Source organism: Sulfitobacter sp. IGS-18, from assembly GCF_059628195.1.
This window is the reverse complement of the sequence record NZ_CM184556.1, coordinates 408,995-434,702: the sequence shown is the minus strand read 5'-3', so window position 1 is coordinate 434,702 and position 25,708 is coordinate 408,995. Positions and strand designations below refer to the sequence as shown.

Genomic DNA, 25,708 nt, shown 5'->3' with positions numbered 1-25,708 from the left:
CGGCATTCAGGACACCCGCCGGAAAACAGATCAGTCGTAGCTGCGCTGATCCTCGATCACCAGCCCGTCCTTGGGCAGCGTGTCAGGATCGACGATCACCACCTTGCCTTTCAGCTTCAGCAGATTGGCCACCGATTGCGCATAGGCCTCCGGGTCGCCCCCCGCGCTTTCGATATGGACTGTCATCACGTCCTGCTCGCCTGTGCGGCTGGCCACCACGCGCGCCTTGCGGATCTCGTCATGCTGGGCGACAAGTGCCGCCACCTGCTCGGGGCGGACGAACATGCCCTTGATCTTGGTGGTCTGATCGGCCCGGCCCATCCAGCCCTTGATGCGCATATTTGTGCGCCCGCAAGGCGATGCGCCCGGCATCACCGCAGACAGGTCGCCGGTGGCGAAACGGATCAGCGGATAATCCGGGTTGAGCGAGGTCACCACTACTTCACCGACCTCCCCCGCCGGAACGGGATCGCCGGTGCCGGGTGTCACGATCTCGACGATCACCCCCTCGTCCACGATCATGCCCACCATCGCCGCACTTTCGTAGGCGATGTTGCCCAGATCGGCCGTGGCATAGCACTGGAGGCAGGAAATCCCCCGGTCGATGTAGTACTGGCGCAGCGAGGGGAACAGCGCGCCGCCGCCGACAACGGCCTTGGTAATGCCAAGGGCCACGCCCATTTCATCCGCCTTTTCCAGAATGATCTTGAGGTAATCGGGGGTCCCGGCATAGGCCGTTGTGCCCACGTCCCGTGCCGCCGTGACCTGCAATTCGGTCTGGCCCACACCGGCAGGCAGAACCATCGCGCCCACCGCCCTTGCGCCGCTTTCAAACATATGGCCTGCAGGCGTCAGATGATAGCCAAAGCAGTTCTGCACGATGTCCTTCGCACCCAGCCCCGCCGCATGCAGGAAACGCCCCATGCGGAACCAGTCGGCAGAGCTGCCGCCCGGTTCATAGATCGGGCCGGGCGACTGGAACACATGGGTCGCGTTGCGCACCGCAATCCCGCCAAAGGGCGGCCTTGCCTTCTGCCAGCCGCTCAGGTCGGATTTCCGCAACACCGGCAGCTTCGGCAGATCCTCCGGCCCGCCGACAGCAGCAGCATCGGCGCGCCAGTCTTCCGGCGCATCGGTGATCCCGGCCAGGATCTCTTTCAGCCGCGCGGCCTGTGCCGCCGCCCGCTCATCCGCACTGCGGATTTCGAGATCATCGAAATGGGAAGCTGACATGACTTTGACCCTTGTTCTTCGACTGTTGCGATGGGCCGCGCCCATCTTACGTTTCGGTTGATCCACAGTTCACCGGCACTGCGCCCGTGGCACATCAGGACAGCCAACGCTTGCGACGCCGGTAGGACCGCACATCGCGATAGCTCTTGCGGCCCTCATCCGACAGGCCAAGGTAGAATTCCTTCACATCCTGGTTCTCGCGCAGATCGGCGGCGGGGCCGTCCATCACCACGCGACCGGATTCCAGGATATAGCCGTAATGCGCAAACCGAAGCGCCACGTTGGTGTTCTGTTCGGCGAGAAGAAAGGTCACGCCCTGCTCTTCGTTGATCGACTTCACGATTTCGAAAATCTGTTCGACCAGCTGCGGCGCAAGCCCCATCGAAGGTTCATCCAGCAGGATGGTTTCGGGCTTGGACATCAGCGCACGGCCCACCGCACACATCTGCTGTTCCCCGCCCGAAGTATAGCCGGCCTGACTGCGGCGGCGCTCCTTGAGGCGTGGAAAATAATCATAGACCATTTCAAGGTCTGCATTGATCGCTGCGGCGCCATCGCTGCGGGTATAGGCCCCTGTCAGCAGGTTTTCCTCGATCGTCAGATGCTCGAAGCAATGCCGCCCCTCCATCACTTGCACGACACCCTTCTTGACCGTCTCGGCCGGGTCCGCGTGATGGATCGGCGCGCCGCGATACCTGATCGACCCCTTGGTCACCTCGCCCCGTTCGGAGGCCAGCAAACCCGAAATCGCCTTGAGCGTGGTGGTCTTGCCCGCGCCGTTGCCGCCCAGCAGGGCGGTGATACCCCCCTTGGGCACGTTCAGGCTCACGCCCTTCAACACAAGGATCACATGGTTGTAGATCACTTCGATGTTGTTGACTTCCAGCACGTTGTCCACGGCCACATCGGCGGTATTGGTGTCGTCCAGCATGGGTTTCGTCTTTCCAACAGGATCGGGAGTGGTTCCCGGCCCGCATATCGGCGCGGGCCGGGAATTGCGTCTTAGCCGCAGCTCGGCTCGATGTTGTTCTCGGCAGCGTAAGCGGCAGAGTCCTCTTCGATCAGCGGTCCGATCACATCCATGTCCGTGGGCGCAAAATCAGAGATCAGCTTCCACTCCTTGGCTGTGGCATCCCACTGCGTCACACCGACAAGGCCGGTGCCGCCGTGGTTGGAACAGGAGACGTCGAAAGTCGGGCCAAAGTTCGGCAGGCCCAGTTCGGTCATCTTCTCTTCGGTGATCTTCAGCGCCTCCATGCCATCGCGCATCATCGCCGGGGTGATGTCCGCCGTGCCATGGATTTCCTGCGCGGTCTTGGCCGCCTCGGCTGCCAGCATCGCCGCATAGAGACCGCGGTTATACAGCACCGTGCCGATCTGGTCGCCGGCCCCCGCCGCGAGCCCCTTGTCCACCACATAGGTCTGGATGTCGTCGAACACGGGGAAGTCGCTGCCCACACCGTGGAATGTCAGCGCCTTGTAGCCATCGGCCGCAGCACCCGCCGCCAGCACGTCGTTTTCGGAACCGGACCACCAGATGCCGATGAAATTCTCCATCGGGAACCGGATGTTGGCCGCTTCCTGAACCGCCACCTGGTTCATCACGCCCCAGCCATACATGATCACATAGTCAGGCTTGTCGCGGCGGATCTGCAGCCACTGGGACTTCTGCTCCTGGCCCGGGTGATCGACCGGCACTTCGGTGAACTCGAAGCCATGCTTTTTCGACAGTTCCTGCAGTGTGCGGATCGGCTCCTTGCCGTAAGCCGAGTTGTGATAGACCAGCGAGATCTTCTTGCCGTTCAGGTCACCGCCGTTTTCAGCCAGCAGATAGTTGATCGCACCCGAGGCACCGTTCCAGTAGTTGGCGGGGTAGTTGAACGTATGCGTGAAGACCGCGCCATTGGCGGCCGAGGTCCGGCCATAGCCCATGGTGTGCATCGGGATGTCATCCGCCGTGGTCTTGGGGATCAGCTGATAGGTGATCCCTGTCGACAGGGGCTGATAAACCAGCCCGCCACTGTCTTTCAGCGATTCGTAGCATTCCACACCCTTTTCGGTGTTATATGCCGTCTCGCATTCAGGGACGCTGGTCTTCACCCCGCCAATGCCGCCATCACGCTCGTTCAGCATGGTAAAGTAATCGGCATATCCGTCCGCAAAGGGGATACCACCCGCCGCATAAGGACCGGTGCGATAGCTCAACGATGGAAAGACAAGATCCGCCATCACGGGGCTTGCCGCCATCAGGCCTGCAACGGCCAGAGTTCCTAGTTTGTATGTCATCGGTGTTTTCCTCCCTTGGATAAATTCCGACTTGTTACGTTCTCAGGGCCGGGTTTCACCCCGCCTCGTTTCAGCAACCGCCCGCTAATGCGGGAAGGGCCACAGTCTCAGTTTCTCTTTCGCCACGCGCCAGAGCTGCGCAATGCCATGCGGCTCCGCGACCAGGAACAGCACGATCAGCGCCCCCACGATGACCAGCTGCAGATGTGCGACGATGTCCGTCGGCCACCCCAGCCAGTCCACGCCCACCACCTTCAGAAGCACCGGCAACAGGACCAGGAAGGCCGCCCCGGCAAAACTGCCAAAGATGCTGCCCAGCCCCCCGATGATGATCATGAAAAGCACGAGAAAGGATTTCTGGATGCCAAAGGCCTCACCGACTTCCACCGCGCCCAGGTAGATGGAAAAGAACAAGGCCCCCGAGACGCCGATGAAGAACGACGATACCGCAAAGGCCGTCAGCTTGGCCCGCAGCGGGTTCACCCCGATGATCTCGGCGGCGATGTCCATGTCGCGGATCGCCATCCACTTGCGCCCCACCGAGCCGCGCGTCAGGTTCCGCGCCACGATGGCGCTGACAATCGTGAAGATCAGGCAGAACGCATAGGTCGCCCAGGCTTCCGCATTGGGGCCGGTGATGACAATGCCGAATACATCCCGCTCCGGCGCGTTGATCTGGCCGGAGGCGGAATAATTGTAGAACCACGGAAACCGGTTGAAGAGCCAGACCAGAAAGAACTGCGCCGCCAGTGTCGCCACTGCCAGGTAGAACCCCTTGATCCGCAGCGACGGCAGGCCGAACAGCACGCCCACAGCGGCGGTGATCGCCCCCGCAAGCAGCACGTGGATGAACATGCTGACATCGGGCATCGCCGTCATCAGCTTGTAACAGGCATAGGCCCCTACCGCCATGAACCCGCCGGTGCCCAGGCTCACCTGCCCGCAATAACCCACCAGAATGTTCAGCCCGATCGCCGCAATGGCATAGATCAGGAAGGGCAGCAGCAGCGAGTTGGCCCAATAGTCATTGATGACAAAGGGGATCACGCAGATGGCGATGAACAGCACGAGGTAATAGCGATACCGGTCGAACTTGATCGGAAAGGTCTGTTGATCCTCGGCATAGGTTGTCCGGAAATCACCTGCTTCACGGTAGAACATGGTCAACCCTCCTGTGGTGCGCAATGAATGCGCACCCTACGTTGCTGATGTAGGGTGCGCATTCATTGCGCACCGCCGTATGATCAAACCCGTTCAATGATACGCTCCCCGAACAGCCCCTGCGGGCGAAACACCAGAAACAGCAGCGCCAGCATATAAGCGAACCAGTTCTCGGTCGCCCCGCCAAGGTAGGGTGCGCCGATCAGGAATTCGAACAGCTTCTCGCCCACTCCGATGATCAGCCCGCCGACGATGGCACCGGGGATCGAGGTGAAACCGCCCAGCATCAGCACCGGCAAGGCCTTCAGCGCGATCAGCGACAGCGAGAATTGCACGCCCGACTTCGCGCCCCACATGATCCCGGCGACAAGTGCCACGAACCCTGCCAGCGACCAGACCAGCACCCAGATGAAGTTCAGCGACACCCCGACCGACAGCGCCGCCTGGTGGTCGTCCGCCACGGCCCGCATGGCGCGGCCCTGCTTGGTGTATTGCGCGAACATCACCAGCCCGATCACCAGAATGGCGGCTACGATGGAGGCCACGATATCCAGGTTGTCGATGAAAAAGCCGTATCCGAAGGCATTGAAGGTGGTCTCGTCGATCCACAGGTTCAGCCCCTGCGGCAGGCAGACCCCATCCGCCGCGCAGACGTTCAGCGCCTTCAGCTCGGACCCCCACATCAGGTCCGCGACCCCTTCCAGAAAATAGGCCAGACCGATGGTCGCCATGAACAGGATGATCGGTTCCTGACCCACAAGATGTTTGAACACGAACTTCTGCACCGCCCAGGCCAGTGCGATCATCACGATGACCGTCAGCAGAATCGCCAGGAAACTATGAACCGTCCAGCCGAACTTGTGCACATCGGTGCCAAAGATCGCATTGATCAGATGGGCAAAGGGCACCTGCCCGTTCTGGATGCCGACCAGCGTCATCGCCGCAAACAGCGCCATGACCCCCTGGGCATAGTTGAAGATGCCCGAGGCCTTGTAGATCAGCACGAAACCAAGGGCGACAAGCGCATAAAGCACCCCGGCCATCAGCCCGTTGAGGAAAACCTCGATTGTAAAGGCAAGTTGCTCAGGCATTGATCGGCCCTCCGTAAATCTGCATCCCGAAGGCGCGGATCGCTTCCGCAAAATCAGTCATGTGCCACCCCCAGATAGGCGTCGATGACGTCCTGGTTGTTGCGCACCTCGGATGGGGTGCCGTCCCCGATCTTCTTGCCGTAATCCATCACCACCACCCGGTCGGAAAGGTCCATGACCACGCCCATGTCGTGTTCGATCAGCGCAATCGTGGTGCCGAATTCGTCGTTCACATCCAGGATGAAGCGGCCCGAAGGCGCGGATCGCTTCCGCAAAATCAGTCATGTGCCACCCCCAGATAGGCGTCGATGACGTCCTGGTTGTTGCGCACCTCGGATGGGGTGCCGTCCCCGATCTTCTTGCCGTAATCCATCACCACCACCCGGTCGGAAAGGTCCATGACCACGCCCATGTCGTGTTCGATCAGCGCAATCGTGGTGCCGAATTCGTCGTTCACATCCAGGATGAAGCGGCTCATGTCCTCTTTCTCCTCCACGTTCATGCCCGCCATCGGCTCATCCAGCAGCAGGATCGACGGCTCGGCGGCCAGCGCCCGCGCCAGTTCGACCCGCTTTTTCAAACCATAGGGCAAACGCGCGACCGGCGTCTTGCGGATCGCCTGAATCTCAAGGAAATCAATGATCTTTTCCGCAACTTCGCGGTTCTCGATCTCTTCACGCTCGGCCTTGCCCTTCCAGAAAGACTGGTAAAACAGGCCGGTGTTCATATGCGGCAAACGCCCTGTCATCACGTTGTCCAGAACGCTCATCCCCTCGAAAAGGGCGATGTTCTGAAAGGTCCGCGCAATGCCCTGTTCGGCCACCTGATAGGGCTTCATGACCGGACGGCGCGCGCCCTTGTACCAGACTTCGCCCTCCTGCGGGACATAGAAGCCGGAGATGACGTTCAGCATAGACGATTTGCCGGCCCCGTTCGGCCCGATGATCGCGCGGATCTCGCCCTCGCGGATGTCAAAGGAAATGTCCTTGATCGCCTCCACCCCGCCGAACCGCAGGGTGATGTTCTTCATCTCCATCACCACGGGGCCGATGGTGCGGCCGTCGGCGGTCTGGTAGCTGTCCGCAGAGTCCTTCACACCCTGTCCCCTTCATTCTGTTTCAAGTTGCACCACGCATGGGATGGCGGGCGCGCGCCTCGTATCGCCATCATTCCGCCGCCATCTTCTTGCGGTTGTCCGCGAATACCTTCGCATCACGGACCTCCAGCGTCGCCTTGATGCTGCCCTTGCGGCCATCCTCATAGGTGACTTCGGTTTCGGTGCTGACCGTCCCGGAGCCGTCGTAAAGCGCGCGGATGATGTCATCATACTTCTCGGCGATGATCTTGCGCCGCACCTTGCGGGTCCGCGTCAGCTCCCCGTCATCCGCGTCCAGCTCCTTGTGCAGCACCACAAAGCGGTGCAGCTGGCAGCCCGACAGCATCTCATCCTCGGCGATGCTGGCGTTGACCTCCTCCACATGGGACTGGATCGTATCCATCACCTTCGGATGCCGCGCCAGCTCCTGATAAGAGGCATAGCCGATGTTGTTGCGTTCCGCCCAGTTGCCCACCGCCGTCAGGTCGATGTTGATGAAGGCGGTGCATTCATTGCGCCCGTTGCCAAAGACAACGGCCTCAAGAATGTTGGGATAGAACTTCAGCTTGTTCTCGACATACTTCGGCGCGAACAGGCTCCCGTCCGCCATCTTGCCCACGTCCTTGGCCCGGTCGATGATGCGCAGGTGGCCGGTGCCTTCCTCGATGAAACCCGCGTCACCGGTGGCCACCCAGCCTTCGGCATCCTTGGTGTCCGCCGTGCTTTCGGGGTTCTTGTAATATTCGACAAAAACACCGGGCGAGCGGTAAAAGACCTCGCCATTCTCCGCGATCCGCAACTCCACACCGGGGCAGGTCACCCCAACCGTATCGCTGCGCACCTCGCCATCGGGCTGCGCGGTGATGAACACCGTGGCTTCGGTCTGGCCGTATAGCTGCTTGAGGTTGATCCCCAGCGACCGGTAGAAATCAAAGATCTCCGGTCCGATGGCCTCACCGGCGGTATAGCCCACGCGCACCCGGCTGAACCCCAGCGTGTTCTTCAGCGGACCATAGACCATGATCTCGCCCAGCCGGTACTTCAGCCGATCCCAGATGCCGACCTCCTTGCCGTCCAGGATCGCGGGACCCACCTTGCGGGCATGGGCCATGAAGGTGTCGAACAGCCATTTCTTGAAGCGGCTCGCATCCTCCATCCTGATCATCACGCTGGTCAGCTGGGACTCGAACACGCGCGGCGGGGCAAAGTAATAGGTCGGCCCGATCTCGCGCAGGTCCACATGCATCGTATCCGCCGATTCCGGGCAGTTCGTGCAGAACCCGGCCCAAAGCGCCTGACCCACAGAAAAGATGAAATCGCCGACCCAGGCCATCGGCAGATAGGCCAGGATATCGTCCGACTGCCGCAGATCGTCAAAGGCGCATGAGGATTTGGCCGTCTCGATGATGTTGCGGTTCGACAGGACCACGCCCTTGGGCTTGCCCGTCGTGCCGGAAGTATAAAGCATCACGCCGGTGCTGTCGTAATCCAGCCTGGCCTGCCGCGCCTCCATCTCCTTGATGTGTTTCTCGCGGTTCTCGCGCCCCATCTCCTGCACGCGACTGTATTGGGTCAGCGCGCTATGGTCGTATTTGCGCAGGCCCCGCGGGTCGAGATAGATCATCTGCTCGAAACCGGTCAGCTGGTCCTGCACCTCGATGATCTTGTCGACCTGCTCCTGATCGCCCACCACCGCAAAGCGGGCGCCGCAATGGTCCATGACATAGGCCATCTCTTCGGCGTTGGAATCCTGATACAGCGGCACGGGCACCGCCCCCACCATCTGCGCGGCCATCATCACCCAGTACAGATAAGGCCGGTTGCGCCCGATGATGGCGATGAAATCGCCCTCATTGATGCCCAGTTCCATCAGGCCCAGCGCCAGCGCCTCGACCTCGTCCCGCGTCTCGGCCCAGGTCCAGCTTTGCCAGATCCCGTATTCCTTTTCGCGATACGCAGGCGCATTCGCAAACTCCTGCGCATTTCGATGCAAAAGAGCCGGAACGGATGCGGGTCCGTCGGCGCGCGTCAGCGGCTTGGCCAAATTATAGTCCTCCCAGTGCCACCCATCGGCGGCGTGATCGCTTTGCGCGATTCTACCACCCGATAAAGGTGCGGCTTTGACCCTGAAGGTCAACTTTTTCCCGATGTTTTCTCAATCCTTTCGAATTGTAACAGCAGCGAATTCGTCTTGGCCTCAACCTGATCCCGGTGCTACGTCGAATGAAGGAGGGGCCATGCAGATCACCGACGACCAGACCAAGGCGATGACCACAGCAGGCCTGAACCTGATCGCACAGGCGCTGACAATCTACGATTCCAACCTGCAACTGGCGGTCTGCAACGCCCCCTTCCAGCATATGTTCAACCTGCCCGATTCGCTGGTCACCCCGGGGGCAAGCTTTCGCGAGACCATCCACCACCTTGCTGCCCGTGGCGAATACGGCGAGGTCGCCGACATCGACGCCTTCGTGCAGGAACGCGTGGAACAGGCCCGCGCCTTCGAGCCGCATTACATGGAACGCACCCGCGCCAACGGGCGCACCATCTCCGTCGAAGGCTCGCCCCTGCCCCAGGGCGGTTGGGTCACGGTCTATACCGACATCACCGCCGCCAAGACCCAGGAAGCCCTGCTGCGCGCCCGCGCCGGGGCGCTCTCCGATCAGGTGCTGGCCCATGCAGAGCAGCTGTCACAGACCAACCGCGAACGCGCCGCGATGATCACCACGCTGGAAGAAACCAAGCGCCAATTGACCGAAAGCGAAGCCCGCACCCGCCTCACGACGGAAATGATGCCCGCCCATATCGCCCATGTCGGACCCGACGGGCGCTATACCTATTCCAATCGCCGCCTCAGCAGCGTAATGCCCGGACGGCCCCGCAACATCATCGGGCTTCATATCTCCACGGCACTGGGCGAGTCCGCCTATGCCCGGATCAAACCCGCGCTCGACCGGGCGCTGGCCGGGGAACCCGCCATTGTTGAATTCACCCATCAGGAAAGCGCGCGGCGGATTCGCGGCTCCTTCACCCCCGACGGGCAGAAGGGCGCATATATCATGTCGATGGACATCACCGAGGAAACCCAGACCCGCGAAGCCTTGCAACAGACCCGCAAACGCGAGCTGGCCGCGCAGATGATTTCCGGTCTGGCGCATGATTTTTCCAACCTGCTGACCATCATCCTTGGCCTGCAATCCAAGCTGGGCCGCCTCTCGGCCATGCCGGCAGAGGCCGCCGCATTGATCGACGGCACCCTGGCCGCCGCCCGCCGTGGCGGCGCGCTGCTCAGCTCCATCGCGGATATGACGGGGCCCGAAACCCTGCGCCCGGTCTCCATCGACCTCGACGGCCTGATCGCCGATCTGCAAACGCTGGCGGCACCGACCCTGCCCGCCAAGGTCAGCCTCACCACCGTGAACGAAGCGCCGGGCACCATGGCCCTGCTGGACAGGGGCCGTCTGACCGACAGCCTGCTGAACCTGATCCTGAACGCCCGCGACGCCATCGGCACCAGCGGCAGGATCGAGGTGACCCAGCGTCTGGTCCATGACACCTGGGTCGAATGGGTCGTCACCGACAGTGGGCCGGGCTTTTCAGCCTCGGCACTGGAACACGGCCTGGACCCGTTCTTTACCACCAAGGGCAGCGAAGGCTCCGGGCTGGGCCTGCCCATGGTCTATGACATGACCAAATCGGCAGGCGGCAACCTGCGCCTGTCCAACGTGGCAAACGGCGGGGCGCAGGTGACATTGCGCCTGCCCTACCGGGTGGCGATCCCCGCCACCGGCGGGCTGGTCCTGCTGGTGGAGGATCACGACGCCATCCGCGCCTCCGTCCGGGACATGCTGACCGGTCTGGGACAATCGGTGATCGAAGCCACCAGCGCGGACGAGGCCACGGCCCTGCTGGCCGACCTGCCCGATATCACCTTTGTCCTCTCCGACATCCAGCTGGTCGGAGAAGCCACCGGCATCGACCTTGCCCAGCGGATAGGCGGCACCACACCGCTCTGCCTGATGACCTCCCTGCCCGGCGATCACGAGATGTTCGTGGCGGCCCAGCGCCTTGCACCGGTGCTGCGCAAACCCTTCGCGGAACAGGACCTGGCCGCATTGATCCAGCCGACCCTGCAAAAAGGCACATAACCATGACCGCCAAGGAACGCCCCCTGGTTACCATCCTCGATGACGAGCCCGAAATCCGTACCATGCTGGCTGAGGCGCTGGAAGAATCGGGGTTCGACACCCTCAGCTTCGGCCGCGCCCGTGCCTTCGAGGCGGCGCTGTCCCGGCACCGCCCGGATGTCTGCCTGGTGGACCTCAGCCTGCCTGACACCGATGGCCTGACGCTGGTTCACCGGCTGGCGCTGGAACAGGGCGCCATCGTCATCATCATCTCGGGCCGGGCCGAAGTGCAGGACCGTGTTACCGGGCTGGAACTGGGTGCGGACGATTACATCATCAAACCCTTCGATCCGGCCGAAGTGGTCGCGCGCATCCGCGCCCGCCTGCGCAGCACCCGGCCCAACCCCCAGGCCGGTGACACCGCCCGTTTCAACGGCTGGACCGCACATTTCGACCGCTACGTGCTGGAAAATGCCGAAGGCGCGGAAACCCCGTTTTCCCATGCCGAAGGCGAAGTCCTGCGCCTCTTCCTCGACAGCCCCAAACGCCTGATCAGCCGGGCGCAGATGCAGGAAAGCCTGGGCGGCGCCGCCTCCGAAAGTTTTGACCGGGCGATGGATGTGCGCATCTCGCGCCTGCGCACCAAGCTCAGCGAAGACCCCAAGAACCCGCAGCTGATCAAGACGATCTATGGCGCGGGCTATATCTTTCTGGGTGATGTCACATGGGGCTGACACCGCAGCGGCACGGGCCGGATGACCCGGCACTGGCCGCGATCCTCGATCTGATCCGGAGCTGCTTTGCCCCGATGGAAGGCCGCATCGACCCGCCCTCCTCGATGCTGCGGATGACCCTGGCCGGATTGAACGATGATGCCGCCACCAGCGAAATCTGGTCCCTCGGCACGCCGCCCCTGGCCTGTGTGATCCTGACCCCCAGGCCGCAGCTGCTCTATTTGGGGAAACTGGCGGTCCATCCCGATGCGCGCCGACAAGGGTACGCGCGCCGCCTGCTCGACCATGCAGAGCACCGTGCCCGCGACCTCGGCCTCGGGGCGGTCGAATTGCAAAGCCGTGTCGAACTGGTCGAGAATCACGCCCTCTTTGCCGCAGCCGGATATGCTGAAATCGCCCGAACCGCGCATCCGGGCTACAGGCGGCCCACCTCGATCACCTTCCGCAAATCCGTGGGCGGCTGACGGTGCACGGGCTGTGTACAGCTTGTGCAGCGCCTGTGTCAGCCCAGTTCCGCCACAGCCCGCGCCAGAACCGCAACCCCGGCCACCAGGTCATCCTCGGCGGTATCCTCCTCGAAGGCATGGCTTATCCCATTGATTGATGGGACAAAAAGCATCGCTACCGGCATCAGCCGCGACACATTCGTGGCGTCATGCAGGGCACCTGAGGGCATCACCCGCCACTGCCCCGGCGCCACCGCCTCCGCCCCGGCCTCCAGCGCCCCGCGCAGCCCCGCATCCATCCGCACCGGCTCCAGTCCCAACAGCGGACCATAGGACAATGCCATGCCCCGGGTCTCCGCGATTTCCTGCGCGGTGTCGCGGATGATCGCCTCCATCCGGGCCAGCCTTTCCCTGTCGCCGTCGCGCCACTGCATTGAAAAGACAGCCTTTCCCGGCACGATGGAGGAAGCATTGGGATGCAGAGACACATGCCCGATGGTCCAGACCGTCGCCGGGGTCACCACATTGCGAAACCGCTCTTCCAGCAGGGTATTGAATGCCGAGACCGCCTGGAAAGCATCCTTGCGCAGATGCATCGGGGTCGTGCCTGCATGGTTCTGCTGGCCTTCGAAGGTCACCTTCATGTCGCGAATGCCCACGATATCCGAGACCACGCCAATCTGCGCGCCGGAAGAATCCAGCGTCGGCCCCTGCTCGATGTGCATCTCGATGAACCCGGTAAAGCGCGCCGGGTCCACCGGCCCGGTGACCATCCCGGCCATCGCCGCCCGCGCATCGGCCAGCGTGACACCCGCATGATCCGTCAGCACATCCGCATCCGCCTGCGACAGATGCCCCGACCAGACCGCCGACCCGGTGGTGACGCCAAAGCGCCCTTCCTCATCCTGGAAAGAGACCACCGATATGGCCGGTCCCCCCGCTTCCCGGCTGGCCCGCGCCACTTCCAGCGCCGCCACAACACCCAGCGCACCATCCAGCCAGCCGCCCTCCGGCTGGCTGTCCGAATGCGACCCCATCAGCAGCGAAGGCCCCTCTGCCAGACCAAAGAGGTTTCCCATCCCGTCCATGGCCACCTGCAACCCGGCGTCCTCGAAACGCCCCGCCAGCCACTGCCGCGCGGCCAGATCGGCCGGCGTATAGGCGGGCCGGACCACCCCTTTGCCCACACCCGAGGCACCAAATTCCCGCAGCGCATGAAGGTCCGCCAGAAATCTCTCCGCATTGATCTTCATAGTATTTTCCTCTTTTTGGCTGCAAATATTCCCGGGGAGTTTGAGGGGCAGCGCCCCTCATCAGCAAGAATAAAATCGCATGCGCGCCCGCAAGGGCGCGCACCAGCCGATCAACACTGCGGCAGGTTCACTGCGCCGCGACAGCGCCCGTCACCGCCTCGACCTTCACGGCAGAGAACTTGAACTCCGGGATCTTGCCATAGGGGTCCACCGCCGGGTTGGTCAGGATGTTTGCTGCCGCCTCGACATAGGCAAAGGGCAGGAACACCATGTCGGGAGACACCGCCCGGTCCTCGCGGGCCATGATCTCGATGCTGCCACGCTTGGTGCTCAGGCGCACGTGCTCGCCCGGGGCGACCCCCAGCTTGCGCAGCGTGCTGGGGTGCAGCGAGCAATTCGCCTCCGGCTCCAGCCCATCCAGCACGGTGGCGCGGCGGGTCATCGACCCGGTGTGCCAATGCTCCAGCTGACGCCCCGTGGTCAGGATCATCGGATAATCCGCATCCGGCACATCGTCAGGCGCGATGATGCTGGCAGGCGTGAATCGCGCGCGGCCATCGGGGCGCGGGAACCCATCGGCAAAGACGATGGCCTGCCCCGGATCGGTCTCGCTCAGCGACGGATAGGTCACCGCATTCTCGCGGCTCAGCCGGTCCCAGGTGATGTTGTTCAGCGACCGCATGTTCAGCTTCATCTCGGCAAAGACATCCGCCGGGCTGTCATAGGACCAGCCCAGTCCCAGCCGTCTGGCCAGTTCCACCTCGATCCACCAATCCTCGCGCGCCTCGCCCGGAGGGGCCACCGCCGCCCGGCCCATCTGCACCTGCCGGTTGGTATTGGTCACGGTCCCCGATTTCTCCGCAAAGGCGCTGGCGGGCAGGATCACATCGGCATAATTCGCCGTCTCGGTGATGAAGATGTCCTGCACCACCAGATGTTCCAGCTTGGCCAGCGCATCGCGCGCATGTTCCACATCCGGGTCGGACATCGCCGGGTTTTCGCCCAGCACATACATGCCCCGGATATCGCCGTCATGCACCGCATCCATGATCTCGGTCACGGTCAGCCCCTTCTCGGCCGAGAAATCCCCGGATTTCCAGACCTCGGTAAAGGCGGAACGCACGCCGTCATCCATGACCGACTGGTAGTCCGGCAGGAACATCGGGATCAGCCCCGCATCCGACGCACCCTGCACGTTGTTCTGCCCCCGCAAGGGGTGCAGGCCCGCGCCGGGCCGCCCGACCTGCCCGGTCATCAGCGCCAGTGAAATCAGGCAGCGCGAGTTGTCGGTGCCGTGGATATGCTGGCTGACACCCATGCCCCAGAAAATCATCGCCGCCTTCGCCCCGGCAAAGGTCCGTGCCACATCGCGCAGGATCTCGGCGTCGATGCCACAGATCGGTGCCATCTTCTCCGGGGTGAAATCCTTCAGGTGCTCTTTCTCCGCCTCCCAGTTCTCGGTGTAGGCTTCGATATACTGCTGGTCGTAAAGCCCTTCCTCCACGATCACATGCATGATCGCATTCAGCATCGACACATCGGTGCCGGGCCGGAACTGCAGCATATGGCTGGAGAACCGTTTCAGCGCCTGGCCGCGCGGGTCCATCACGATCAGCTTGCCACCGCGCTTGGTGAACTGCTTGAAATAGGTCGCGGCAACGGGGTGGTTCTCGATCGGGTTGCAGCCGATGGCAATCGCCACATCCGCATTCTCGATCTCGTTGAAGGTTGCGGTCACCGCGCCGGAACCGACGTTCTCCATCAGGGCCGCCACGCTGGAGGCATGGCAAAGCCGGGTGCAGTGATCGACATTGTTGTGGCCAAAGCCCTGACGGATCAGCTTCTGGAACAGATAGGCCTCTTCATTGGTGCATTTGGCCGAGCCAAAGCCGGCCACACCCCGGCCGCCGATGTCCTTCAGACCCTTGGCGGCAAAATCCAGCGCCTCGTCCCAGCTGGCTTCGCGAAAGAATTGTGACCAGTTGCCGGGATCGACGTTCAGCCCCTTGGGCGGCGCGTCCTCGCGGCGGATCAGCGGCTTGGTCAGGCGGTGACCGTGGTGGATATAGTCAAATCCGAACCGGCCCTTGACGCAGAGCCGCCCTTCGTTCGCGGGGCCGTTGATGCCCTCGACGTATTTGACCTTGCCATCCTTGACCTTGAGCGAGATCTGGCAGCCCACGCCGCAGAAGGGGCAGATGCTGTCCACCTCGGAATCGAAGTCCGCGGAATCACCCACCTGATCGGCATCCACCACCGTGGCGGGCATCAGCGCGCCGGTGGGGCAGGCCTGCACACATTCGCCGCAGGCCACGCAGGTGGAGGCGCCCATCGGATCGGCCATGTCGAAGGTCGGATAGGCATCATGGCCGCGGCCCGACATCCCGATCACGTCGTTCACCTGCACTTCGCGGCAGGCGCGCACGCAAAGCCCGCATTGAATGCAGGCATCCAGGTTCACGCTCATCGCCACATGGCTGTCGTCCAGCAGCGGGATGCGGCCTTCTTCCAGCTTGGGAAAGCGGCTGGCTTCGACCCCGTTCATCGCGGCCATGTCCCACAGGTGGCTGGACTTGTCGTGGCTGACGTCATGTCCGGGCTGATCGGCCATCAGCAGCTCCACCACCATCCTGCGCGCATTTTCCGCACGCGCGTTGTTGGTGGTCACGACCATGCCCTCTGCAGGTTCGCGGATGCAGCTTGCCGCCAGCACGCGCTCGCCCTCGATCTCGACCATGCAGGCGCGGCAGTTGCCATCGGGGCGGTAGCCGGGGGCGGGCTTGTGGCACAGATGCGGGATCTTCAGGCCGCGCCCGTTGGCGACTTCCCAGATCGTCAAGCCCGCCTCGGCCTCCACGGTTTTGCCGTCGAGTGTGAATGTGATCTTCTCAGCCATTGCCGTCTCCTCGCATGCGCCCCCAACCTATAACGAAATCCGGTGCAGGTCAGGAGTCCCAATCCCGACACACCCCCCCGGTTTTGCGCCACCCGGTGTTTCCGACAGGCGTCATGGTTTCCCCATCACGCGGCCAAATACCGATACCGCGCTTTCCAGTGGCGCGCTGCTCGCCTATCAAGGCAGAAACAGGCAGGTGTCCCATGTCCCACATCACCCTTATCCGTCACGGTCAGGCAAATTCCGGTGCCAAGGACGAGCTGAGCTATGACAAGCTCAGCCCGCTTGGTCATGAACAGGCCGCCTGGCTGGGCGATCACCTGCGCCAGACCGAAACCCATCACACGCGGCTCTACACCGGCACGCTTACCCGGCACATCGAGACCGCCGAAGGCATGGGCACCGGGCTGGAACCCATCCGCGACCCCCGCCTGAACGAGCTGGAGTATTTCACGCTTGCCTCGCTGCTTGAGGCGCAGCACGGCATCGCCTTTCCGACCGAACAGGGGGCCTTTACCTCGCATCTGCCCACCGTGTTCCAGCACTGGCAGGACGGCATGATCGAAGAGGCGCCGGAAACCTGGGACAGTTTCCACACCCGGATCGAAGATGCCCTGCAAGAGATCGCTTCCGGTCACGGGCCCGCGCTGGTGGTGACCTCGGGCGGGCTGATTTCCATGGTGATGGCCCAGGCCATGGGCCTTGGCATCCCGGCGATGGCGCGCATCGCGCTGGCGATCATGCATACCTCCATGCACCGGCTCTTTCCCATCGGCGGGCATTGGTCGCCGGTGCTGTTCAACGCGGTGCCGCATCTGGACAGGCCAGACCGCCGCAGTGCCCAAACCCATATCTGAAAGGACGCATTTCATGCTGAAACTCTTTTACGCTCCCGGCACGATTTCCATCGCAGTGGCCATCGGCTTGGAAGAAGCCGCGCTCGCCTATGAAGGCGTCAAGGTCGATTTCGCCAATGCGGAACAGACCAGGGAACCTTACCTGGCGATCAACCCCAAGGGCCGGGTGCCGGCGCTGATCGGCGATGACGGCACGGTGATGACCGAAACCGGCGCCTTGCTGGACTATATTGCCGCCCTTGCACCGCAGGCGGGGCTCCTGCCCGCGGATGCGCAATCAGCGGCCCATATGCGCGGTGTCATGTATTACCTTGCCTCAACCATGCATGTGGCCCATGCCCACAAGATGCGGGGCAGTCGCTGGGCCGATGCCCAATCCAGCTTTGACGACATGAAGGCAAAGGTGCCGCAGACCATGGCCGCCTGCGCCGCCTATGTCGAAGCAGAATGCCTGCGCGGCGATTATGTCTGCGGGGATGCGCTGACCATCGCCGACCCCTATCTTTTCATCGTTTGCAACTGGCTGGCGGGTGATGGCGTCACGGTCGCCGACTTCCCCCGGATCGAGGCCTTTCTGGCCCGGATGGAAAGCCGCGAAAGCGTCAGGACCATACGCGCCAAGGGGATGCTCTGACAGCAAGGCACACCTGAACTGCGCCGCGCTGCACTAGGAGAAAATGCGGAAATACAGCCAGTCGGGCAGGAACTGGCTGATGCGGAACAGGGTCGAGAAAAGCCATGGAAAGCTCTTCTTGAACCTGTCCGTGCCCATATGTTCGATCACCTGCTGCGCGGCCTCTTCAGGCGTCATGATGAAGGGCATCCGGAAATTGTTCTTTTCGGTCAGCTGGGTCCTGATGAAACCGGGGTTGACCACCTGCACCCGGACACCGGTCTTGCGCAGGTCGGCATACATGCATTCGGCCAGCGACATGGTGGCAGCCTTGGACGCGGTATAGCCGATGGAGCCGGGCAATCCGCGAAACCCCGTGAGACTGGAGGTGATGACGATATGTCCGGAATCGCGGTCCACCATCCCCGGCACCACCTGCCCCATGACACGCATCAGCCCGGTGAAATTCACATCTGCCATGGCGGTTGCCTGCTCCGCGTTCCAGTCCCGCGCACCAAAGGGCCAATAGACACCGGCCAGATAGACGATGCCGTCAATCTGCCCCACGGCCTCTGCCGCCGCCTTCACGCTCTCTGCGTCCGTGACATCGACAGTCTGGAAACTGGCCTTGCCGGGCAATTCAGCAACCAGCGCAGCGAGCTTGCCTTCGGACCGGGCGGAAACGATCACCTCGGCCCCTGCGCGGCTCAGCTTTTGCGCCAAAGCGGCACCCAGCCCGCCGCTCGCACCCACTAGCCAGTATCGTTTCGACTGAAACCCCGTCATCGTCTCTCCTTTGGCCGGATGGTGGCGATCAGCTCTGCCACCTTGATCCCGTATTTGCGGAACTGGCTGCGGTTCACGATGGTTCCGTCGGGTGTCAGATACATCCAGTCGACCGTGCGCAGCCGGTGTCCACCGCTTTCGGGGGGCAGGATGATGTCATAGCGGATCAACGCCGCAGACCCGGTCACGCTGCCCGCGCCATGCCCCGGCACATCCTCGGCCGTGGCGGTAAATGCACCGTTGTCCTGCAGGGCGATATACCATGTCCGGTCCTGAAAACTGCCATCGTTGTATCGGAATCGCTCTGTCATCACGGCAGTCTCGCCCTCCCACCGGATGTCGAAATCCGCCACGAAAGAACTGGTCACGCGTCCCAGCGGGCCAAAGATCACACCTTCGCAGATCATCTCGCCGTTCAGGTGGTGCTGCATGTCGAAGGCGGGGAACCCTTCGCTGTAGTCTTCGGGATGCTGACCGGGAAACTCGGCAAACCGCCTGCGCAGCAGCACCGCGATGCTCGTCAGGGCCACACCAATCAACAGGAAAATCATTGCTTCCATGAAATGTCCTCAATCGCATTCATTCGGCTCAACAGGCCGATCGCAATCAGTTTCAGCGCACAGGGCACGCCGGCGTAAAAAATGATCAGCAGCCGCGTGGCCTGCGGGGGGCTGGGCGCGTCACCCGTGCGCAACCCGGCCCCCTCAAGCAATGGAAGTAGGGCAATCGCGGCAAATGCCAATGTAAAATTTGAACCCGCATTCCCCATGTAGCCTGAAATTTTCAGAGCCCTTATCGAATAGTAGTGTGATATTTTTCAGCACGTTAATGCGGTGGGGCGCGTGACTTGATGGATCAGCTTGAGGGTGCAGACGATACGGGATCAGTTTGGTTCGGTGTTGACCGTCGGGTGAGCCTTGCGTTTCGTAGCTCGAAAATCCGTTCGGGCGGCGGTCTGTTGCTATTCCTGAACTTGGTGTGCTTCTCGGCCTGCACGACATTGCGAGCAGTGTTTTGCGCGACACGCGGACATGTCACAAGCGTCTGCATTTCCTGGTAGGCTTGCTGCCCCAGTCTGTTTTTGGTCGGTTGGCCAAACACAAGGATGTGAATGACGCGGACTATCTGGGAATTGTTCCTGTAGTGTAGCGAATCGATGGGGGGCGGGCTGTCGACGCCAAGGCTGCGTGCGAATCGCACTCAGCAAAGCAGAATCAAGCAACTGCTCAATCGTCCGGTGGGACGCCTGTCCAACCGCATGCGGTGCCTCCAAGTCGATTTCGAGTATCAGGCATTGTCGTGGCGCAGGCCTCGGCGCGTTATTGCCAAGGTCGAGAGGCACCCCGGCGAGTTGCCCCCGCGCCTCGACTTCGTCGTGGCCAACCTGCCGATGGACCCTGACCGGATTATCCGCTTCTACAATCAGCGTTCTACTTGGGGAATGTCGGTTAATTCGGTTGCAGCTTGCATCAATCTGGTCACAACCTTATGCTGCAAGCGCGAAGTAAGGACAACAAGTATGACACCAACTCAGGCGGTGCCGCACAGCGAACCGAAATATGTCATAGTTGGCAATAGCCATACGGGAGCGATCAACAGCTGGCTCAACCACAATCCGGACCCTCAGTTCATCGTATGGAATGAAAAGACGACTCCGTTTCACGAACCCGAATTCGAGTGGCCGGTTGTGAACCCAGACATGCTGTGTTTATCAATTCGAGGTAACGAGCATAATGTCTTTTCTCTCTTCGAGCATCCTAGCCCCTACGATGTGGGCGGGAATGTGCAGGATGACAAAATGCGGGTCGCCATTCCGAGCGCAGTGTTCGAGGATGTTCTTCTCAAAAAGCTGTCTGGCATCACTCCGATGACCGAGGGCATCGTGAAGCGATTTCCAGACACCCGCATGGCGATAATATGCCCACCACCACCGATCGAAGACTTTGAAAAAGTCGTGTACTTTCCAGAAGTTCTCAAAGAGAAGTTGCATCTAGGACGATCACCGTTGTCTCTCAGGCTAGCTGCTTACAAGGTTCAGGCGCGATATTACGAGGACCTGGCTAAGAAATTTGGAATGGAATTTCTGCCACCACCGACCGAAGCCATCGCTGAAAGCGGGCTTTTGGCATCACGATACTCGGGCGGCGACCCCACTCATGCAAATCGCTATTACGGCGGGTTGGTTGTTGATCAAATTCGCGCATTAGGGAGCAATTAGAATGGCAGCGAAACACCCGTATGTCGGCCTCCCGGAAAGGCAGTTCTGGAAACGCGCTCCTTCAGGAACCCACGGTGAAGCCGTTGATCCAGTAAATGACGTCCCCTTCAGCATTGCCCGCAGTGATAAAATCGTGACTGCGGGAAGTTGCTTTGCTCAACACGTCGCCCGCTATCTCAGCGATCGCGGATTCAACCATTATATTGCTGAACCGGCCCACCCTATTGTGCCCGACAATATCGCCAAAAAGCATAACTACGGCCTTTTCTCCGCACGCTACGGTAATCTTTACACCGCGCGGCAGCTTTTGCAGCTCTTGCTTCGAGCCTATGGCGCATTCAACCCAAAGGCAGTTGCTTGGCCAGCGCCTCGCGGAGAGGGTGTTGTCGATCCCTTTCGGCCGCAGATTCAACCTGGCAATTTCCCTAATGAAGCGGAATTGATTGTGGATCGCGATCAGCATCTCGCCGCAGTACGGGACGCAATTGAGAATCTGGATGTATTTGTCTTTACCCTCGGTTTGACTGAAAGCTGGATAGATACCCGGGATGGTGCCGTCTTTCCACTGGCACCTGGCGTCGCCGGTGGCCGGTATTCGCCAGAAGACGTGGCTTTCTATAACTTCGATGAAAGCGAAACGGCCGACGATTTATCAGCCGCTTTGACTTTCATTCGTGAAAAGAATCCCAGGGCACGCTTTATTATCACTGTTTCGCCAGTGCCTCTCAATGCAACTTACGAAGACCGCCATGTTTGGTCGTCAACCACTTGGTCAAAGGCCGTGCTGCGCATAGCAGCCGAACGTGTGACCCGCAGCATGAACAACTGTTGCTACTTCCCTTCTTATGAGGTGATTACTGCTCCGCATGTTCGCGGACGATATTATGCCGAAGACGCGCGCGAGGTACTTGAAGTCGGCGTGAACCACGTAATGGGATTGTTCGCACAGCACTTCTTTCACGAAGAACTGGCTGATGCTGTTCCTCCAATCGACACCGACTCGTCCGAAGAATCTCGTGAAAAGAGGCACATGCGCGAAATGGAAGAACTCGTTGAAGTTCTTTGCGACGAGGCCGCAATCGACAATCAATAGATTTTAGACGTCTTGGAACTGGTCACGCGCCCCAGCGGGCCAAAGATCACACCTTCGCAGATCATCTCGCCGTTCAGGTGGTGCTGCATGTCGAAGGCGGGGAACCCTTCGCTGTAGTCTTCGGGATGCTGACCGGGAAACTCGGCAAACCGCCTGCGCAGCAGCACCGCGATGCTCGTCAGGGCCACACCAATCAACAGGAAAATCATTGCTTCCATGAAATGTCCTCAATCGCATTCATTCGGCTCAACAGGCCGATCGCAATCAGTTTCAGCGCACAGGGCACGCCGGCGTAAAAAATGATCAGCAGCCGCGTGGCCTGCGGGGGGCTGGGCGCGTCACCCGTGCGCAACCCGGCCCCCTCAAGCAATGGAAGTAGGGCAATCGCGGCAAATGCCAATGTGAACTTTGAAACAAAGGACCACAGCCCGAACCCCTCGGCAGCAGAAGGCGAGACCCTGGCCATGCGTGTTGCGAACATCGCGGGCAGCAGGGTCAGGTCCGCGCCCAACACCGCGCCCGAGGCGATACAGATCACCGCAAAGACGGCCACATCGCCGGGCCCGAGAAACAGCGCGCCGCCGAAGGCCACGATCCCCAGCGCCATTGCCGCCAGCAAAACCCGCCTGCCGCCGAACCTTTCGGCGAGCAGCCCCCAGCACGGCGCCGCGCCGGCAGCGGACAGGAAGAACAACAGCAACAGCGGCCCTTCCCAGCCCGCCGCCTCCAGCGCGATTTCCACATAGAACAGGAACAGGGTCGAGGTTACCGCCACCGGCGCTGCGTTGAACAGCGCGATCAGCAGCAGCTGCCGCGCCACCGGGTCGCGCAGGATGGTGGCAAACCCGGTCGAAGGTGGCAGACCGGCATCGCGCCACTCGCCGCTCATGGCGAGCACGCTGGCCAGTGCCAGCACTGCAAAACCTGTCGCGTAACCCGCAAAGGGCGTCCCCATGACCACGCCCAGCCCCACCGGCGCGACAGAGGCGACACAGACGCCCAGCAGCGCCCCGGTCTCGCGCCAGCGCGCAAGGGCCAGATGACCGCGCCCCGGCAGGCTGTCCGCCTTGGACACACCCTGGGCGTAAAAGCAGATTGTCAGAAAGCTGAAACCGGAAAACACCAGCGTCAGCATGATCCCGAACCAGGTGATGGGCAGGACCGGTGGCGGCACGGCAAACAGCCCCAGCATGGCGGCGGCCATCACGAAGGCCCCGATGGCCACTGCCGTGCCGCGATGCCTGCGCATCCTTTCCGACAGACGTCCCAGCAGCGGGTCCTGCACCACGTCCAGCAGGCGTAACCCGAACAGCACGGCCCCCAGCGCCGCAAGCGAGACACCATATTCGTCAACGTAGAATTTCGGCGCATGGATATAGACGGGTAGCCCGGCCGCCGACAGCAGCGCCGCAAAAAGCGCATAAGACGGAAGCCGCCGCGCCCGGACCGGCATCAGCGGCTGACTTCCTTCTCGGGCGGCAGGGGGCGTGCACGAAATGTCGCGCCTTTCCACCACAGCTTGACCGCCTGCCAGTGGATCAGCGCCAAAACCCGCCGCGCCCCGAACGGACGCCGCAGGATCGCGCGCAGGATACCCGCATTGGTCAGCGGTTTGCGCCTGCCTGTCAGCGTCGCGATCAGCCCGCCGTTTCCGGCTGTGTAATCGATCCAGATGCCGATCCGGTCCGCCCGGATGTCAAAGCGGAAGGTATAGGTGCCTTCCACCGGCTGGAACGGCGAGACATGGAAAATCTTGGTCGATGTCAGATGGTCCTCCGCCGTGATCGGGCGAAGGTCCTCGTTCCGGCACAGATAGCAATGCCGGTCGCCATAGGTATTCGTCACCTCTGCAATCACCGTGATCAGCGCGCCCGCATCATCCCGGCACAGCCAGAAACTGACCGGGTTGAAGACAAAGCCGAGGACCCGGGGCTGGGCCAGAATCTCGATGGTCCGCACGCCGCCGATCCGATGCGCCGCCAGCACGTCGCGCACCCACTCAGCGCCACGGCCCCGATGCGGCGCGCCGCCATGGTCACGGTCGAGAAGCGAGGTCAGCCCCGCCCCGTTTCGGCAAAACAGCCCCGGTGTCTCCGGTGCGGTTTCCGCGTCGCACAAGACGTAGTCGATGGCGTAGCGAAAGGCGTTCCTTGTCGCCCCCTTGCGCCCGTGAAAGGTCTGCCCGACGATATGATCGACCGATCCCCTCATTCAGCGGCGATGGGCAGGGCGGCGCCCCTTTCGATCCGGTCAGCCACCTCCAATGCGCTTGCCAGCCCGTCCTCGTGGAAACCATTGCGCATCCAGGCACCGCAGAACCATGTGTTGCGGTTGCCGTTGGTGGTGGCGATCCTTTTCTGCGCCGCAAGCGCTGCCAGATCATAGACCGGATGGCGCAGGGTCACCTGATCATAGATCAGTTCATCACGGATCCTGCGCCTGGTGTTCAGGGTGACAAAATGCGGATCCTCCATCGGGATCGGCTGCAGCGAATTCATCCAATAGGTCAGGTCAATCCGCTCCGATGTGGTATTGCTGTCTTCGGTATAGACCCAGGAGGCCCAGGTGGCCCGCCGGCTGGGCATCATCCGGGCATCGGCATGCAGGGTGATGTCGTTGGGCTGATACCGGATCGCGCCAAGGCTGGCCTGCTCCGCTTGGTCGGGATCTGCCAGCATCGCCAGCGTATCGTCCGAATGGGTGGCAAATATCACCTCATCGAAAGTCTCCCAGTCGCCGCCCCAGGTCTTGATCTGCACCCCTGGCTCCAACCGGCGCACGGCCTGCACCGCCGCGTTCAGCCGGATGTCCACACGCCTGGCGCGCATCGCGGCCTCCAGCCGGCGGACATAGCTCAAAGAGCCGCCCTGGACCGTGTACCACTGGTGCTGGCCGGAATAGCCCAGCAGCGCATGGTTGCGAAAGAAATCGACCATCGCATAGGCCGGGAAATCCATGATCTTTTCCGTCGGCGTCGACCAGATCGCGCCAGACAGCGGCGACAGGTAGTAGTCCTTGAAATAGCGCCCCGTGCCCAGCACCGACAGGAATTCGCTGATGGTCAGCGACTGGTCGCTGGCCACGCGGGTAGCATGTTTGTTGAACCTGAAAATGTCCCGCAGCATGGCGATGAAACGCGGGTTCAGGGCATTGCGCCGCTGCGCAAAGACAGCGTTCAGGCTGGTCAGCGCATATTCGATCCGCCCGCCGTCGATGGAGGCGCCAAAGCTCATGTTCGATTTCACGACCGGCACGTCCAGTTCATCGAAAAGCGCCGCGAGATTGGGGTAATTGGCATAGTTGAACACGATAAACCCGGTATCGACCGGCTGATCCCCGTTCTTGCCGGCGATCACCGTGCGGGCATGCCCGCCCAGCCGCGCCGCGCTTTCGAACAGGGTCACGTGGTGGCTGTCAGCCAGCCTATGTGCCGCCCCCATGCCCGAGATACCAGCGCCGATGACGGCAATCCTGCGCCGGGGCGATCCGCCGCGCGCCGGCTCCATTGCTACAGCTTCAAATGGCATAAGGTGATGATTTCCTGTCAGTTGTTACGGTAGTGTAGGATTCGTGCAGTAAGTACGAGGCTGGATGCCCAAGAGTTGCAAAAAAGTTCGGCGCGCGCGCCAAGCCCGCCCGGAGGTCACGGCGATTTTTTGAAATGACTTTGAAAACGCCACGATAAGAGAACTAGGCTGTGGACCCACTAATTCTACATGCTCAGCGGCGACTTCACGAAATTTCAATGGTTTGGGGCGTGCAGCCAATAGTGGTTCTATTTGCAAGCGACCCAAGACGTTGAAATGAAGTGAAATCAC

At 61.6% G+C, this 25,708-nt stretch carries 22 protein-coding genes and 1 pseudogene; 7 read left to right on the top strand and 16 right to left on the bottom strand.

Annotated features, from left to right (window positions below; all coding sequences use genetic code 11):
* Positions 1-30: 30 nt before the first annotated feature.
* The 8 genes from ACWNZ3_RS02015 to ACWNZ3_RS01980 form a co-directional block, all read right to left on the bottom strand.
* On the bottom strand, positions 31-1,233 hold the full coding sequence (locus ACWNZ3_RS02015; RefSeq protein ID WP_496901011.1) for a phenylacetate--CoA ligase family protein: 1,203 nt from the start codon (positions 1,231-1,233) through the stop codon (positions 31-33).
* Positions 1,234-1,327: 94 nt separating this feature from the next.
* Positions 1,328-2,164 carry an ABC transporter ATP-binding protein gene (locus tag ACWNZ3_RS02010; protein ID WP_114276185.1) on the bottom strand — a complete coding sequence of 279 codons (837 nt, stop codon included), beginning with the start codon at positions 2,162-2,164 and terminating at the stop codon, positions 1,328-1,330.
* Positions 2,165-2,235: 71 nt separating this feature from the next.
* On the bottom strand, positions 2,236-3,519 hold the full coding sequence (locus ACWNZ3_RS02005) for an ABC transporter substrate-binding protein (RefSeq protein WP_269363599.1): 1,284 nt from the start codon (positions 3,517-3,519) through the stop codon (positions 2,236-2,238).
* An 84-nt stretch (positions 3,520-3,603) separates the two neighbouring features.
* Positions 3,604-4,680, bottom strand: coding sequence for a branched-chain amino acid ABC transporter permease (locus tag ACWNZ3_RS02000; RefSeq protein WP_269363597.1), 1,077 nt, complete (start codon positions 4,678-4,680; stop codon positions 3,604-3,606).
* Positions 4,681-4,763: 83 nt separating this feature from the next.
* A complete protein-coding gene (locus ACWNZ3_RS01995) occupies positions 4,764-5,771 on the bottom strand; it encodes a branched-chain amino acid ABC transporter permease (protein WP_269363595.1) in 1,008 nt (335 codons plus the stop codon).
* 53 nt (positions 5,772-5,824) lie between these two features.
* On the bottom strand, positions 5,825-6,046 hold the full coding sequence (locus ACWNZ3_RS01990) for an ABC transporter ATP-binding protein C-terminal domain-containing protein (RefSeq protein ID WP_496901008.1): 222 nt from the start codon (positions 6,044-6,046) through the stop codon (positions 5,825-5,827).
* Positions 6,047-6,048: 2 nt separating this feature from the next.
* Entirely contained in the window at positions 6,049-6,867 is an 819-nt protein-coding gene (locus ACWNZ3_RS01985) for an ABC transporter ATP-binding protein (protein ID WP_269363593.1), read from the bottom strand.
* Between the two features lie 70 nt (positions 6,868-6,937).
* Positions 6,938-8,911: an AMP-binding protein gene (locus ACWNZ3_RS01980; RefSeq protein ID WP_269363592.1), complete on the bottom strand. Its 1,974-nt coding sequence runs from the start codon at positions 8,909-8,911 to the stop codon at positions 6,938-6,940.
* A gap of 193 nt (positions 8,912-9,104) precedes the next feature.
* On the opposite strand from ACWNZ3_RS01980, the gene ACWNZ3_RS01975 reads away from it, so the two are divergent.
* The 3 genes from ACWNZ3_RS01975 to ACWNZ3_RS01965 are packed head-to-tail and all read left to right on the top strand — an operon-like array spanning position 9,105 to position 12,192.
* Positions 9,105-11,015: a PAS-domain containing protein gene (locus ACWNZ3_RS01975; protein ID WP_496901007.1), complete on the top strand. Its 1,911-nt coding sequence runs from the start codon at positions 9,105-9,107 to the stop codon at positions 11,013-11,015.
* 2 nt (positions 11,016-11,017) lie between these two features.
* On the top strand, positions 11,018-11,728 hold the full coding sequence (locus ACWNZ3_RS01970; RefSeq protein ID WP_114276177.1) for a response regulator transcription factor: 711 nt from the start codon (positions 11,018-11,020) through the stop codon (positions 11,726-11,728).
* The gene (locus tag ACWNZ3_RS01965) at positions 11,719-12,192 is read left to right on the top strand and encodes a GNAT family N-acetyltransferase (protein WP_496901006.1); all 474 of its coding nucleotides are present in this window, start codon (positions 11,719-11,721) and stop codon (positions 12,190-12,192) included. The genes ACWNZ3_RS01970 and ACWNZ3_RS01965 overlap by 10 nt, the downstream gene beginning before the upstream one ends.
* Positions 12,193-12,230: 38 nt before the next feature.
* On the opposite strand, the gene ACWNZ3_RS01960 is transcribed toward ACWNZ3_RS01965, so the two are convergent.
* Complete coding sequence (locus tag ACWNZ3_RS01960; protein ID WP_496901005.1) at positions 12,231-13,427, bottom strand: Zn-dependent hydrolase; 1,197 nt, start codon at positions 13,425-13,427, stop codon at positions 12,231-12,233.
* Positions 13,428-13,554: 127 nt separating this feature from the next.
* On the bottom strand, positions 13,555-16,323 hold the full coding sequence (gene fdhF, locus ACWNZ3_RS01955; RefSeq protein ID WP_496901004.1) for a formate dehydrogenase subunit alpha: 2,769 nt from the start codon (positions 16,321-16,323) through the stop codon (positions 13,555-13,557).
* A gap of 203 nt (positions 16,324-16,526) precedes the next feature.
* On the opposite strand from fdhF, the gene ACWNZ3_RS01950 reads away from it, so the two are divergent.
* Both ACWNZ3_RS01950 and ACWNZ3_RS01945 read left to right on the top strand, forming a co-directional pair.
* A complete protein-coding gene (locus ACWNZ3_RS01950) occupies positions 16,527-17,180 on the top strand; it encodes a histidine phosphatase family protein (protein ID WP_274573236.1) in 654 nt (217 codons plus the stop codon).
* Positions 17,181-17,193: 13 nt separating this feature from the next.
* Entirely contained in the window at positions 17,194-17,814 is a 621-nt protein-coding gene (locus ACWNZ3_RS01945; RefSeq protein ID WP_274573237.1) for a glutathione S-transferase family protein, read from the top strand.
* Positions 17,815-17,847: 33 nt separating this feature from the next.
* Here the strand turns inward: ACWNZ3_RS01945 and ACWNZ3_RS01940 are convergent, their stop codons facing one another.
* The gene (locus ACWNZ3_RS01940; RefSeq protein ID WP_274573238.1) at positions 17,848-18,579 is read right to left on the bottom strand and encodes an SDR family NAD(P)-dependent oxidoreductase; all 732 of its coding nucleotides are present in this window, start codon (positions 18,577-18,579) and stop codon (positions 17,848-17,850) included.
* Positions 18,576-19,139 carry a DUF3833 family protein gene (locus ACWNZ3_RS01935; protein ID WP_496901003.1) on the bottom strand — a complete coding sequence of 188 codons (564 nt, stop codon included), beginning with the start codon at positions 19,137-19,139 and terminating at the stop codon, positions 18,576-18,578. The genes ACWNZ3_RS01940 and ACWNZ3_RS01935 overlap by 4 nt, the downstream gene beginning before the upstream one ends.
* Before the next feature lie 290 nt (positions 19,140-19,429).
* On the opposite strand from ACWNZ3_RS01935, the pseudogene ACWNZ3_RS01930 reads away from it, so the two are divergent.
* Positions 19,430-20,077 (top strand): annotated as a pseudogene (locus ACWNZ3_RS01930) (transposase); the annotation flags it as partial.
* 721 nt (positions 20,078-20,798) lie between these two features.
* Entirely contained in the window at positions 20,799-21,890 is a 1,092-nt protein-coding gene (locus tag ACWNZ3_RS01925; protein WP_496901002.1) for a GSCFA domain-containing protein, read from the top strand.
* Here the strand turns inward: ACWNZ3_RS01925 and ACWNZ3_RS01920 are convergent.
* From ACWNZ3_RS01920 to ACWNZ3_RS01905, 4 genes are read right to left on the bottom strand one after another with little or no spacing between them, the layout of a single operon-like run.
* Positions 21,884-22,108 (bottom strand): hypothetical protein, encoded by a 225-nt coding sequence (locus tag ACWNZ3_RS01920; RefSeq protein WP_496901001.1) that lies wholly within the window; start codon positions 22,106-22,108, stop codon positions 21,884-21,886. The two genes, ACWNZ3_RS01925 and ACWNZ3_RS01920, sit on opposite strands and share 7 nt — an antisense overlap.
* A complete protein-coding gene (locus ACWNZ3_RS01915) occupies positions 22,096-23,343 on the bottom strand; it encodes an MFS transporter (RefSeq protein ID WP_496901000.1) in 1,248 nt (415 codons plus the stop codon). The genes ACWNZ3_RS01920 and ACWNZ3_RS01915 overlap by 13 nt, the downstream gene beginning before the upstream one ends.
* Positions 23,343-24,101 (bottom strand): DUF1365 domain-containing protein, encoded by a 759-nt coding sequence (locus ACWNZ3_RS01910; protein WP_496900999.1) that lies wholly within the window; start codon positions 24,099-24,101, stop codon positions 23,343-23,345. The genes ACWNZ3_RS01915 and ACWNZ3_RS01910 overlap by 1 nt, the downstream gene beginning before the upstream one ends.
* A complete protein-coding gene (locus tag ACWNZ3_RS01905) occupies positions 24,098-25,417 on the bottom strand; it encodes an NAD(P)/FAD-dependent oxidoreductase (protein ID WP_496900998.1) in 1,320 nt (439 codons plus the stop codon). The genes ACWNZ3_RS01910 and ACWNZ3_RS01905 overlap by 4 nt, the downstream gene beginning before the upstream one ends.
* Between the last annotated feature and the right edge of the window lie 291 nt (positions 25,418-25,708).